Origin of the sequence: Maribellus mangrovi (assembly GCF_037646455.1) — a bacterium.
Lineage (GTDB): Bacteria > Bacteroidota > Bacteroidia > Bacteroidales > Prolixibacteraceae > Draconibacterium > Draconibacterium mangrovi_A.
Genome location: NZ_JBBIXN010000002.1, coordinates 1,135,684 through 1,150,704, shown reverse-complemented (window position 1 = coordinate 1,150,704; position 15,021 = coordinate 1,135,684). Strand labels below are relative to the sequence as shown.

8 protein-coding genes are annotated in these 15,021 nt (G+C 43.3%); all 8 read left to right on the top strand.

The window, feature by feature from the left end:
- The first annotated feature begins 7 nt into the window (after positions 1–7).
- On the top strand, positions 8–1,837 hold the full coding sequence (locus WFY05_RS12735) for a RagB/SusD family nutrient uptake outer membrane protein (RefSeq protein ID WP_340113250.1): 1,830 nt from the start codon (positions 8–10) through the stop codon (positions 1,835–1,837).
- A gap of 165 nt (positions 1,838–2,002) precedes the next feature.
- Positions 2,003–5,386 (top strand): glycosyl hydrolase, encoded by a 3,384-nt coding sequence (locus WFY05_RS12730; protein ID WP_340113249.1) that lies wholly within the window; start codon positions 2,003–2,005, stop codon positions 5,384–5,386.
- A 114-nt stretch (positions 5,387–5,500) separates the two neighbouring features.
- Positions 5,501–7,834: a glycoside hydrolase family 3 C-terminal domain-containing protein gene (locus WFY05_RS12725; protein ID WP_340113248.1), complete on the top strand. Its 2,334-nt coding sequence runs from the start codon at positions 5,501–5,503 to the stop codon at positions 7,832–7,834.
- 65 nt (positions 7,835–7,899) lie between these two features.
- Positions 7,900–8,847 (top strand): MBL fold metallo-hydrolase, encoded by a 948-nt coding sequence (locus WFY05_RS12720; protein ID WP_340113247.1) that lies wholly within the window; start codon positions 7,900–7,902, stop codon positions 8,845–8,847.
- A gap of 208 nt (positions 8,848–9,055) precedes the next feature.
- Complete coding sequence (locus tag WFY05_RS12715) at positions 9,056–10,084, top strand: prolyl oligopeptidase family serine peptidase (RefSeq protein ID WP_340113246.1); 1,029 nt, start codon at positions 9,056–9,058, stop codon at positions 10,082–10,084.
- Between the two features lie 57 nt (positions 10,085–10,141).
- Entirely contained in the window at positions 10,142–11,791 is a 1,650-nt protein-coding gene (locus WFY05_RS12710; protein WP_340113245.1) for a carboxylesterase/lipase family protein, read from the top strand.
- An 11-nt stretch (positions 11,792–11,802) separates the two neighbouring features.
- The gene (locus tag WFY05_RS12705) at positions 11,803–12,630 is read left to right on the top strand and encodes an MBL fold metallo-hydrolase (RefSeq protein ID WP_340113244.1); all 828 of its coding nucleotides are present in this window, start codon (positions 11,803–11,805) and stop codon (positions 12,628–12,630) included.
- A 33-nt stretch (positions 12,631–12,663) separates the two neighbouring features.
- A complete protein-coding gene (locus WFY05_RS12700) occupies positions 12,664–15,015 on the top strand; it encodes an alpha-L-rhamnosidase-related protein (protein WP_340113243.1) in 2,352 nt (783 codons plus the stop codon).
- The last annotated feature ends 6 nt before the right edge of the window (positions 15,016–15,021 follow it).

Below are 15,021 nucleotides of genomic sequence, written 5' to 3'. Positions count from 1 at the left end.
TTGAATAATGAAAAATCTTAAGTATATACTATTAGGCTTAATCGTCATATCATTCTTTCTACCATCTTGTGAGAGTGATAAAGATTTTCTAACGGAAGATCCAAAAACAATATACACGCCTGAAACTGCTTTTGAAAAAAGCAGTCAGGTTGATGCTCAGCTGGTTACAGCGTACAGGCAAGTTTTTAATATGTACGGTGGTTATAATATGTTTTGGACCGGATTAACTACCCAGCAATTGTTGCATGGACAGGGAGCCGACGTTTTTGATATTGTTCATACCGGTGTTGGCCAGCCTACCGCTAATGCTTATTCCAATTATGCTACCTGGTCACCCGGCAATGGGATGTTCAACAACCTTTGGGTGGACATGTACCAGTTGATCAGTTACGCAAACATGGCATTATTAGGTGCCGAGAATGTGGAGTGGTCAAGTGAAGCAGATAAAAGTTATGCGATCGCTCAGGCACGATTCTTCCGGGGCTATGGCTATTTGCGTTTAGCCGAATGTTTTGGAGGAGTGCCAATTGTTGATCAGATCAGTGAAACCTTAAAGTTAGATTATGTGCGCGATTCGCGCGAAGATGTATATAAGTTTGCCATTGCCGATTTAGAGGCTGCAGAAGCGCTTCTTCCCATGTATCCTTTGCAGGACGGACGTTTGGCACAAGGCGTAGCCAATCATTTTATCGCTGAAGCTTATATTGCACTTGGAACTGAGATGAATGATGCTGCCAGTTATGACAAAGCCATTGCAGCTGCAACAAAAACAATTGATGCTCATCCGCTTATGACTGATCGTTTTGGTACGCGTGCAAATCCTGCTGATCAGTCAGTAGTTAACGGAGTACCGGCATATCGCGAAGATGGTAATGTATTCTTCGATTTGTTCCAGGTTGGAAACTACGATTACAGTGCAGGGAATACAGAAGCAGTATGGACTTTACAGGCTGCAACATTTGAAGAAGCCCAGGCCAATGGACTGATTGGTGGTTGGCCATTCGAGAATCCTTACTATTCGCTAACAGCATTTGTTGGTCCTGTTTTCAGGAATATGACGTGGCGGGAAGATTTAATTGAAGAGGGCGCTGCCAGTTGTCCTTTTGCCGGAAACATTGATCAAAGCTTATTTCCCGGTGGAGCTACATGCGCATACCTTGGAGGTTTCTCTACCGGAGGTACAATGGAAACCAATTATGTTTCTAAGAAAGTTTGGGTCGGCGATTACGCAGATGATATGCGCAATCTTCCTATAAATCTTACCCGCGAATTCTTATGTCTTGATCAGGATCACAGTTTGTATTTACAACCTGTAACTGAAGACATGATTTCAATTCCGGATATGATGAGTCCGATGCGTTCAAAAATCAAAATGGACGATTGGGGCTGGCACCCTTCTGAAATCCCGATGCATATATCGCAGTACGGAAGAGACTGGTACGCAGTTCGCTCGGCCGAAACCTTGTTGTTACGCGCGGAGGCTTATTACAGAAAAGGTAGCTCTGATTTAGCAGCTGCCGATATCAATGAAATTCGTAGCCGTGCACAGGCAACCAAGCTTATCTCTGCCGGTGAAGTAGACATTTACACCATTTTAGATGAACGTGCACGTGAGTTATGCTACGAGGAGCACCGTTTCCCAACCCTGCTTCGTATGGGTAGCAGTAATTCAAGTGCTAATGAGGTTCTTGTCAATCAACTATCAAATCATTCAAGATTTATGGGTGATATACCTTATTACACAGGTACAATTCATTTCAAGTTCTTCCCGATTCCTCAAACTGTTATCAATGCGAATACAGAAGGAGGATTAGAACAAAATCCCGGTTGGCAATAGTCTGAAATACTTAAAGGACAGTATGTATTCTGCATACTGTCCTTTTCAACCATTAATTTCGATAGGTACCCAATTAGAATTCAAAGCCTCAAGGATTTACTAAATGTATCTCCCCAGGATTACACAATATGTTTGGATCGATTATAAACTGAAAATCAAAACCTTATGCTTAGAAATATACTAACCGTATTTGTGGTAGGTGCGTCTTTACTGCTTGTTCAGTGCACAAAAGAAACAGGTCGGCAAAACACGGAAGTTAATCTTGAAGAAGGATTTATTAATCCACCCAATGAAGCAATGCCCCGCGTTTGGTGGCACTGGATGAACGGAAACATTACCAAAGATGGAATCCGAAAGGACCTGGAATGGATGCACCGGTCGGGCATAGGTGGTTTTCAGAATTTCGATGCCGGGATGACAACCCCGAAAATTGTTGATGAACGACTGGTTTTTATGACTCCCAAATGGAAGGATGCTTTTCTGTTTACCACCGAATTGGCCGATTCGCTAAATCTTGAGATGGCCATTGCAGGATCGCCCGGTTGGAGCGAGAGTGGCGGCCCATGGGTGAAACCCGAAGAAGCCATGAAAAAAGTAGTGTGGTGCGAATTACGTGTTGAAGGGGGAAAACCTTTTTCAGGCGAACTGCCTCATCCGCCAACATCCACCGGAACTTTTCAAAACCTGGGTGCGGAGGGACCAATGGGCGCACGTTCAGAAGATATGGAGCACCTTCCCGAATTTTATAAAGATATTTCTGTGATCGCCTACCGCATTCCGGAAAATGATTTTACCATGGCTGAATTACAGCCCGTAGTTACTTCAAGCGGTGGTCATTTCAGTTTAGCACAGTTAACCGATGGTGACTTGGTAGAATCGACCAGCCTTCCTTATACTAATCCCGGCGAATTTGCCTGGATTCAGTTTGAATTCAAAAATCCGGTTGAGGTACAATCAATTACTCTGGTAACCGGAGGCGGAAGAAACATGTTCGATTTTGGCGGCGGAGGCCCGGCAAGTCAAATACTGGAAGTGAGTAACGATGGAAGACAGTTTGAAAAAGTTACAGATATCAGGGGAGGCCGTGCAACACAAAAAACATTGGCGTTTTCCGCAGTTACCGGTAAATTTTTTAGAGTTAAAGTAAGAACTCCTCAGCCTTCAAGAGGACCGGGTATTATGGAAATGATGGGGCTTCCGGGCAATAATGGACCAGCACCCACCGGCACTGAAATTATGGAGCTGGTTTTAAATACCGGGGCGTATGTAAATCGCTTCGAGGATAAAGCAGGTTTTGCTGCCGCTACCGATCTGGAAGAGGTTCCGACACCTGCAGTATCAAACGCAATTGCAAAGGAAAATATTATTGACCTGAGCGGTCAGTTAGCAGAAGACGGCACTTTAAAATGGGATGTTCCCGAAGGAAACTGGAATGTTATTAGATTGGGATATTCACTTACTGGACGTCAGAACCACCCGGCTTCACCTGAGGCTACCGGCTTCGAAGTCGACAAGCTGGATCCCGACTACGTACGAAATTATTTCACCAATTACCTCGACCAATATAAAGATGCCACCGGCGGTTTAATGGGAAAACATGGCTTGCAATTTATTATAACTGATAGTTGGGAAGCCGGTACGCAAAACTGGACCGACAACATGGCGGCCGAATTTAAAAACCGGCGTGGCTACGACATCACGCCGTGGTTGCTGGCGCTTACCGGAAAAGTGGTTGCCGGTGCTGCTGAAAGCGATAAATTTCTGTGGGATTTCAGAAGGACACTCGAAGAGCTGGTAGCCGAATACCATTACGATCAGGCTACCCAAATTTTGAACGAAAGAAACATGGGACGCTATTCTGAATCGCATGAAGGAGGACGAGCTTTGATCGGTGACGGAATGGAAGTAAAACGCACAGCTGCTGTTCCGATGAGTGCAACCTGGACACCGGGCGGATTTGGCGGTAATGGTCCCGGGGTTGCTACCCGATTTAAAGCCGATGTTCGTGAATCGGCTTCAGTATCGCACATTTATGGCCAGAAATATGTGGCTGCCGAGTCGCTGACTGCAATGGGTACGGCATGGGCGTGGTCACCAAGGTTGCTAAAACCTGTAGCCGATATGGAACTGGCCAGTGGTTTGAATCGATTTGTCATTCATACTTCAGTGCATCAACCGGTTGACGACAAATTACCCGGACTTAGCCTGGGGCCTTTCGGACAGTGGTTTACACGTCATGAGACATGGTCGGAACAAGCCATTGCATGGATGACTTACCTTGCCCGTAGTTCTTACATGTTACAACAAGGTGATTTTGTGGCCGATGTAGCCTATTTGTATGGCGAAAGCCACAACATTACGGAACTGTTTGGACAGCAGTTGCCACAGGTTCCGGCAGGGTATGAATTCGATTTTGTTAATGCCGATGCTGTATTGAATGTGCTAAAAGTTGAGAACGGAACAATTACAACACCCGGAGGAGCAGCATACAAACTTTTAGTGCTCGATAAAAGTACGGCGCACATGACACTTCCTGTTTTGCAAAAAATTAAGGAAATGGTTACTGCAGGAGCAGTTGTAGCCGGACAAAAACCTTTGAGTACTCCAAGTTTAAGCGACGATGCTGAGCAGTTCAATAAACTGGCGAATGAATTGTGGCCTATTGAAAATGGAATCAACACCCTTGGACAGGGGAAAATTTACATTGGTTATAATATTGATGAAGTGCTGAAAAAAGAACAAATCGTTTCTGATTTTTCATATACGAAAACCTACGACGACACGGAACTGCTTTATGTCCACCGTAAACTTGGAGATGTAGACTTTTATTGGGTAAACAACCGAAAAGACAGAGACGAAGATGTTAAAGCGACTTTCAGAGTTGAAGGAAAAGAAGCCGAAATCTGGCATCCTGAAACAGGTGAGATGACAAAAACTTCCTATAACATCGAAAATGGCACTACAACTGTTCCATTACACCTTGTTCCCAACGATGCTGTTTTTGTGGTATTCAGAAATAAAGCAGATGCAGCCACATACACAGTTCCCGAAGTTAGCGAAACCAAACTGACTGATATCACCGGACCGTGGGAAGTTGCTTTTGAATCGAAAGTGGGGACACCATTTCAGGCAAATTTTGAAACATTATCTCCATGGAACGAAAGTCCGGATAAAAACATTAAATATTTTTCAGGAATCGGAACTTATGTGAAAACTATTTCTGTACCTGCAGAATGGATCAAGGACAAAGGAAAAATTTTCCTCGATTTGGGCGAAGTTGAGAATCTTGCTGAAATACGCATCAATGATAATGACCTGGGAGTTGTTTGGAAAAAACCGTTTAGAATGGATATCAGTTCAGCACTGCATGAAGGTGAAAACGAAATTCAGATTAAAGTGGTCAACCTTTGGGTAAATCGCCTGATTGGTGATGCCCAACCAGAAGTAACTGAAAAATTGACGTACACGGTCATGCCATTTTACCGGGCCGATTCACCCTTGAAACCTTCTGGTTTGTTAGGGCCGGTTTCAATTTTAAGCATGAAATAAAATCACCTTGAGCATTTAGTTTAAATAGTTTAGTTAGCAAATATTCTGGCAGGCACTGCCTGCCGGAATATTATTTTAATGAAATAGAAATCACAAAATTTAATTAATATAAAAATGAAGAAGATATTTTCAATCTTATTGACCGCAGTTTTAAGTTCAACGATTTTCAGCACTGTGCAGGCGCAAAAGCTGAGTTCAGATAATGTTGACGAAATTGTTAAAGCAATGACTCTTGAAGAGAAGGCAAAATTGCTGGTCGGCGCAAGAAACCGAATGTTTGGTGGTGGAGCTGCCATTGGTAATACTGAAGATTTGGTACCGGGTGCGGCAGGTACTACTCAGAGAATCGATCGTTTAGGAATAAGCAGCACAGTGCTTTCCGACGGACCTGCCGGACTTCGGATCAGTCCTACCCGCGAGGGCGATTCCAATACTTATTACTGCACCGGTTTTCCGGTTGGAACTTGTTTGGCTTCTTCCTGGAATACAGAATTGGTGACCAGTGTGGGTAAATCAATTGGTAATGAAGTGCTGGAATACGGTGCAGATGTTTTACTCGCACCGGGAATGAACATTCACCGGAATCCACTCTGCGGAAGAAATTTTGAATATTATTCTGAAGATCCGGTTCTGACCGGGAAAATTGCAGCGGCGTATGTAAACGGTGTTCAAAGCAATGGGGTGGGAACCTCGGTAAAACACTTTGTGGCAAACAACCAGGAAACAAACCGCACCGGCAACGATTCACAAGTGTCGCAACGGGCCTTGCGTGAAATCTATTTAAAAGGTTTCGAAATTGCCATAAAAGAAGCCCAACCATGGACGGTAATGTCATCGTACAACAAATTAAACGGAGAATTTACCCAGGAAAGTCACGACTTGCTTACCACCATTTTGCGTGATGAGTGGGGCTTTGGTGGGATTGTAATGACCGACTGGATTGGACAAAGAAATACTGCCGCTCAGGTGCATGCCGGAAACGATTTAATGGAGCCAGGAATGCCTGAGCAGAGTGAAGAAATTGTAGCGAAAGTAAAAAGTGGTGAACTAAGCATTGAAGATGTGGACAGAAATGTAAAACGCATGCTCCAGTACATTGTAAAAACTCCGCGTTTTAAAGGTTACGAATATTCAAATAAACCCGATCTGAAAGCGCATGCCGCAGTAACCCGTCAATCGGCTACCGAAGGAATGGTGCTGTTGAAAAATAACAATGAAACACTTCCTATGGGCGACCAGGTAAGTAACATTGCGCTCTTCGGTGTAACATCGTACGATTTTATTGCAGGAGGAACAGGTTCGGGCGATGTAAACAAAGCTTATGTGATTGATCTGATGCAGGGACTTGGAAATGTTGGGTACAAAGTTCAGGAAGATCTAAAAGACCTGTACGAAAAATACAAAGCTTACGAAAGGGCAAAAGAAGACAGTGAGTCGACAGGGCGTAACTGGTTCCGTGGAAGATCAGTACTGGAAGAAATGCCGGTTGCCAAGCTTTTTGTTGAAAAACAGGCAGAAAATGCAGATATCGCCGTCGTGACCATTGGTAGGAATTCAGGTGAAGGTGGCGACAGAAAAATCCCTGCCGATTTTAACATTACCGATGATGAACGACAATTGGTAAATAACGTTTGCAATGCATTTCATGCAGCGGGTAAAAAAGTAGTGGTCATTTTAAATGTTGGCGGAGTGATTGAAACGGCCTCATGGAAAGATCTGCCAGATGCTATTTTGTTAGCCTGGCAGCCCGGTCAGGAAGGTGGAAATTCGGTTGCGGATGTTCTAAAAGGAACCGCCAATCCATCGGGTAAATTGCCGATGACTTTTCCGATTGCTATGATGGATCACCCGTCTTCACTAAACTTCCCATACGATTATACCCCTCAACCACAGGGAGGATTCTTCGGCCGCCGGAGCAGTGTGAAAAACGTTGATTACACCGTTTATGAAGAAGATATTTATGTTGGATACCGGTATTTTGCAACAGCCAACAAACAGGTTTCTTATCCTTTCGGATACGGATTAAGTTATACCGACTTTGAATACGGACAGCCAAAAATCTCCAATAAAGGAGATCAGTTCACAGCAACTATTTCGGTTAAAAATGTTGGCGAAATAGCCGGCAAGCAAGTTGTTGAATTGTTTGTAACAGCACCGGATGGCAAACTTGAAAAACCGGCCTGCGAGTTAAAAGCCTTTGGTAAAACAAAAGAACTGGCTCCGGGAGAAAGTCAAACCCTGACTTTAAGTTTTAGTGCTTACGATTTGGCTTCTTACGACGAAGAACTTCAGTCGTGGATTACTGATGCCGGAGAATATATAGCAAAATTCGGAACTTCGGTAAATGATATTTTTTCAACGATTGAGTTTGATGTCAAGGCAGCGTCATACAAAGCAAATGATGCTCTAAAACCTGAAGTTCAGATTAACCGCTTATCATTAAAATAAAAGGGGATTTTTGTAATGATGACGGAGGCAAATCTATCGCAACGATTCAACTAAAACCCAAAGAAATGAAACAAAGGCATATCACAATTTTTGTTACACTATTGCTTGTAAGTTCGTTTTCTCTTGTGCAAGCGCAAAATGTGCAAGACAGACCCGGTCCAATAACCCGGCCAATGATTGTTGAGATAGCAAAGAATACCTATTTCATCAATGAATTCGGAATGAATGCCATGTACGTTTTAGTGGGCGACAAAAGTGCACTGGTTATCGATACCGGCACAGGTTTCTGCGATTTCAAAGGAATTGTTGAAAGCTTAACAGATTTACCTTACAAAGTCGTTCTAACGCACGGACATCCCGATCATGCCGGTGGAATCAATCAGTTCGAAACAGTATATATGAACCTGGCAGATACCGCCATGGCAACGCATATTCCGTTCGAGCAAAAAGTAGAATACGGTGAGATCATGCGGAAAATGAACATAGGTTATAAGAATGTTTGGGGCTACGTAAAAGAAGACGTGATCACAAGCACCGAATTGCCGGAAATTAAGCCAATTCAGGACGAACAGGTTTTTGACCTGGGAAACCGCAAAGTTACCGCTTATTATGCGCCTGGTCACTCACCGGGTTGCACTGCCTTTCTCGATATGAACAGTAAAATTCTTTTCTCCGGCGACGCTGCGAACGGAAATGTTGGCACCCGTCTTCCTGTGAGCACCACGCTTCGTTATTTGGTGCGACTTAAAGAATTGCAGCCTTCGTACGACAGAATGTTTACAGGTCATATTTCGTATGCCGGAACCATCGATGTGTATTCACAAAAGCTCGAGGTTTTGGATGATATTATCGAAGCTTTCCGATCGATATTGCGTGGTGATGCTGAAGTAAAGGAAGTTCAGAATCATCTTTTCCCGGAGATGAAAAATACCGTGGCTGTTTATGGTAAAGCAAGTGTTGGTTTCGATCCGAACAAGTTATGGGAAGAAGGCGAAGAACATATTATTTATTGATTGGTCGATAATAATTAAAGTTGAATTGCAAATACGTAGGTGAACCGATAATGTTGACATTGTGCCGGTTTGATTGACCCGGTTAAAATAGCTGAATCATTTGATAGAATAAACTTTTCTAACGAAATGAAGTCAGAAAATTACATAACGGAAGTTAGAACTTTAAATAAAATAACTGAATACCGAATTAACCTTTAATAACTTGAAAATGATAAGAAAAATAGCGATTCTAAGTTTGGTGATGTTGGTTGTGAGCATTGCTGCTCATGCGCAGGGGGGATCAAATGGTTTATTAATTCCAAAATTCATAAAACCTACCGATAACAGTACCAGTACCGTGTTAACGGACCTTTCAAAAGAAAGACATTGGTTTCGGGAACTGCCTGCTGACAGTGAAATGAATCTTGTAAAAGATGTTGTTTTTCACGAGACAAAGAGTATTGATGGCGACCCGATGTCGCTAAAAATGGACGTGCTAACCTACAAGGATGATCAGATCCGTCCGTGTGTGGTTTATGTTATTGGTGGTGGCTTCTCTTTTGCTGCAAAAGAACGCAATCTTTACGATCGTTACGAAGTGGCAAAAGCAGGATATGTTGTGGCCAGTGTGCAGTATCATGTAATCAGCACCGGTATTTACAGCGATGCGGTAAAAGATGTAAAAGCTGCAATTCGTTATCTGCGAGCCAATGCAGAGGAATATGGAATCGATCCTGAAAGTATTGCAATTTGGGGTGAATCAGCAGGTGGTTATTTAACGGCTATGGTGGCTACAACAAATGGTGTTAAAGATTTTGAAGAAGGTGAGAATCTGGATCAAAGTAGCGATGTAAAAGCAGCTGTTGATGCTTATGGTTTATCTGATCTGACCAAAATTGGAGCCGATTATGACGAAGCAGCAGAAAAGGCTCACTTCACGGTTATCTCTCCCGACGGACAGTTTATTCACGGAAAAAACAGCGGACTAACCAGTCTTGACAAACCGGAAGTTGTGGCCAAGGCAAATCCAATAAATTATGTCGATAAAAATGATCCGCCATTTTTGCTGTTCCATGGAACAAACGATATGGCAGTTTCACCAAGCCAGACCTTATTACTGCACAATGCCTTGCGCGAACATGGTGTTTCTTCAACACGCTATGTGCTTGAAGGAGCGGGACATGCGTCTGCCGAATTTTCTGATCCGCAGGTAATAAATATTATTATTGATTTTCTGGACAAACACCTGAAAGAATAAAATTTAATTTCACCTAAAATGAACGTAAACCATATCATTTCGATGAAAATTGAACCTATGAAATCCGTAAAATTTCTTGTTGTAGCCTTTCTTTTCGCCGGACTGTTTTCGTGTCGAAGCAATCAATCGAATTCAAATAATGCAAGCTCGCAACCGGGAGCTACACCGATGATCGCCGATAGTGAAACAGGCCGAACCACTACCGAAAGCGGTGATGTAATTGGTTATGTACACGACGGAGTTTTTAATTACAAAGGAATTCCTTATGCCAAGGCCGAACGTTTCATGCCGCCACAAAAGCCCGATAAATGGGAGGGAGTAAGAAGTAGTCGTTCATATGGCCCGGTTTGTCCGATCGATGTATCATCGATGATTCTGGCTGACGAAATGGAATTTGCCCAGCAACACAATTTCTGGTTTATGAAAGAAGATGCATGTCAGAATCTAAATGTTTGGTCGCCGGGAATAAATGACGGTAAAAAACGTCCGGTAATGGTGTGGTTGCACGGTGGCGGTTACACAGCCGGTTCATCATGCGAGTTACCAAGTTACGACGGCGAGAATTTAAGTCGTACCGGCGATGTGGTGGTGGTTTCAATCAATCATCGTCTGAATGTACTTGGTTTCCTTGATCTGTCGGCTGTTGATGAAAAATATGCTCAATCGGCCAATGTTGGAATTATGGATGTTGTTGCTGCCTTGGAATGGGTGCATAACAATATTGCCAACTTTGGTGGAGACCCTGAGAATGTAACAATTTTTGGTCAGTCAGGTGGAGGAGGAAAAGTAGCGACAATGCTCTACACACCTTCAGCAAAAGGTTTGTTCCACAAAGCGATTATGCAAAGTGGCGTTGCCGGAAATTTTACCACCAAAGAAGCATCGCAGAAAGTGGGACTGGCCATTTTGGATGAATTGGGATTAAAGAAAAGCGAAGTAGATAAATTAAAAGACATTCCACATGATGAGTTACTGGCAGCAGGAAACCGTGCCATTGCTAAATCGAGAGGAGAGGGCATGGCCCGATTAGGATGGGCTCCGGTTTGCGATGGTGAGTTTATTTCACTGCAACCCGGATCTCCGGGAGCTGAAGAGCTTTCAAAAGACATTCCGGTGATTATCGGTTCTAACCAGGTGGAATTTGGTTCATTTGGCGGGCAAGATCTATTGCATGCCGGTGAAGCCACGATTATCGAATATCTGGAAGAAAGATATGGCGACAAAACCGATGCATTTGTAGCGGCATTTAAAAGTGCATATCCAAATACAAAAATGCCGTCGGATATGAAAGATGTCGATCTCATGTTCCGTCCAATGGCACTGAGTTTTGCCAGGATAAAATCTTCCGTTCCGGAAGGAGCGCCCGTTTACAATTACATATTTAAATGGAATGCCCCGCATCTGGATGGTATGTTAAAATCGAGCCACTGCATGGAAATCGCTTTTGTTTTTAACAACATTGCGCGTACCGAAGAATACAACAGCGGATCGCCGGAAGCATACGCCCTTGCTGATAAAATGAGTAAAACATGGGCAACTTTCGCTCATACAGGAGATCCGAACAGCGAAGCCATGCCGGAATGGGAACCTTTTACTCCTGAAGGCGGAGCTACTATGTTATTTGATAATCAGTCGGAATTGGTTCACAATCACGATAAAGAATTGATTGAGATTGCCACATCAGTTCCACAATCAAGAATGTTTTAATCTTTTGCGATATGAAGAAATTAGTATTGATTTTTAGCACCTTATTTCTAGCACAAATTGCTGGATTGGCGCAACCCAAATTTCAAATCGATGGGGAAGAAGTTTATAAAGGTGACGACGTTGTTTTTCACAAAATTGATGATCACACCTGGGTGGGAACCGGCAAGGCAATGTCGAACGAGAGCCTGTATTTGCTTGAAGGAAGTGATAAATCACTACTTATCGATGCTGGAACGAACATCAAGGATCTGGATAAGATCGTAGCCTCTATTTCAGATAACCCGGTAACGCTGGTTGCCACACACGTTCATCCCGATCATACCGGGCCATCCATCGATGTTTTCCCGGAATTGTACATTAATCCTGCCGATACAGTTGGAATTCCTCAGTTCATGCCCAACTACAAAGGCGAAGTAAAATTCCTGAAAGATGGCGAGATCTTCGATCTGGGAGGCAGACAAATTGAAGTCGTTTTTACTCCGGGACATACACCCGGTTCAACAACTTTTATCGATAAGGCTGCCCATTACGGCTTTAGTGGCGATTCGTTTGGTTCGGGAAATTTGCTGCTCACCACTAATTTTTCCACTTTAGAAGCTACATGTGAAAAGATGAGCGAAATAATGGCCGATAACGGAATAACTGAGCTGTATCCCGGGCATTATTTCGGCGCCAATAAAGAAACCAAAAAACGGGTTGACGACCTGTGTGAAATCAGCAAAGGCGCGCTTTCAGGAGAGATAAAAGGAGAGGAGAATCCAAGGGCTTTTCTTGGGCTAAATCTTCTTATTAACCAGAATGGTGTTCGTGTGAATTACGCACAGAGTGCTTTAAAATAGGAAATACTATAAACCAATAAAAACCTTACATAGATGAAGCAACTAGTTACATTAATTTTAATTGCGTTAGCATTTTCCATTTCCGCCCAACCCTGGAATCGCAATCAAAATAACGAATGGGATGCCAGCTGGGTGTGCGTTCCTGAAGCAGAAGCTACTGATGCAGGTCTTTACCTGTTCCGAAAGACGATAAATTTTGATGCGGTACCTGACAAATTTGAGATGCGGGTGACTGCCGATAACCGCTACAAACTTTACATCAACGAAAAGCTGGTTTCCTTAGGACCTGCTTTGGGCGATATCGAGCACTGGAATTACGAAACCGTGGATATTGCGCCCTATCTGAAAGCGGGTGAAAATATTATTGCTGCAGAGGTTTGGAACGAAGGAGATTTAAAGCCGGTGTCACAATTTTCGTACAAAACCGGATTTTTATTCCAGGGAATTGATGATGCTACAAAAGTGCTGAATAGCAATGACTCGTGGAAATGTATTGAGGACAAAAGTTATACACCAATTCGTCAGCGGGTTCGAGGATATTATGCGGCCGGCGCTGGTGAAAAAATTGACATGAACCACGCCGTAAAAGGCTGGAAAGTTCTTGATTTTGACGACAGCAACTGGAAGTCGGCGAAAGCTGTTTTCGAACGCTCAACACGAGGAATGGGCTTTAATACCCGCGGTGGCTGGACTTTGCAGCCTTCAGTAATTCCACAAATGGAAATGACTTATCAACGTTTGGTCTCAACCAGAAGGACGGAGGGAGTAACTGTTCCCGAAAAGTTTCCGGCTGAAAAAGTGGCTTTTGAAGTAACTGCAAATACTACGGCAAAAATTTTGCTCGATCAGGAAGTGTACACCAATGCTTATCCAACGCTTGTTTTTAGCGGCGGAAAAAACAGCACCATTGTACTAACGTACGCTGAAGCATTATATGGTGAAGATGGTGCAAAAAATAACCGTAACGGGATTGAAGGAAAAACCATTTCAGGACGTATGGATACCATTATTTCAGATGGTTCGTCCAATCAGAGTTTCACCTCATTAAACTGGAGAACTTATCGTTATGTGGAGTTACAGGTGGAAACAAAAGACAGTCCGTTAACTATCGAGGATTTCTATGGAACTTTTACCGGTTATCCTTTTGAAATGAATGCCAAACTGCATTCCGACGATGCGGAACTGGATAAAATCCTGGATATTGGTTGGCGAACTGCGCGCTCGTGTGCGGTTGAAACCTACATGGATTGCCCGTATTATGAGCGTTTGCAATACATAGGTGATGCACGGATACAGCTTTTTGTTTCGTATTTCAACAGTGGCGACGACCGGCTGGCAAAAAATGCGCTGAACCTGATGGATAACTCGCGCCAGAAAGATGGATACACCTTAAGTCGCTATCCCGATACGCAAAACCAGGTAATTGCAACATATTCCATGTGGTATGTTTGTATGTTGCATGATTATTTAATGTACGGCAGCGATCCTGAATTTCTGGATGATAAACTGCTGGGATCACGCCAGATACTAAACTACTTCATCAGTTTTGTGGATGACGACGGTTCGCTTAAGAATCTTCCGGGATGGAATTTTACGGACTGGGCAACGAACTGGCGCATGGGAATGGCTCCAACTGCCGAAGATGGAAGTACCGCTTTGCTCGATTTACAGTTGTTGTTGGCTCTGCAAGCCGGTATCGATCTGGAAAATGCTGAAGGAAGCAAGGAATTTGCAATGATGTATGAAAGTCTGGCGAACAAAATGGCAGCAACCATTAAAAGCAAATATTGGGACGCTTCGCGAAATTTGTTTGCGGATACACCGGATAAGAAAGATTTTTCGCAACATACCAATTCAATGGCTATTCTTGCGGGCCTTACAACTCCGGAACAAAACGTAAAAATTGCTCAACAAATGCTGGATGATGAGTCGCTTACTCAGGCAACCATCTATTTCAAATATTATTTACATCTGGCACTGGCAAAAGCAGGTATGGGCGACGATTTCCTGGATTGGCTGGACATTTGGCGTAAAAATATCGAGCTTGGGATGACGACCTGGGGAGAAACTTCTGAGGTGGAAACCACCCGTTCTGATTGTCATGCTTGGGGTGCCAGTCCGAACATTGAGGCTTACCGGATAATTCTTGGAATTGAGAGTGCTGCTCCTTATTTCAAAAAGGTAAAAATTGAGCCGAACCTAGGTGACTTTGAAATAATCAGTGGTGAAATGCCACATCCGGCCGGTACAATTTCTGTTGATTACGACAATTCCGGAAGTGGTTTAAAGGCAGAAATTAGCCTACCGGATGGAATTAACGGAACATTTGTTTGGGAAGGCGAAATCCACGATCTGAAAAGCGGAAAGAACACAATCAATCTATAACAATAT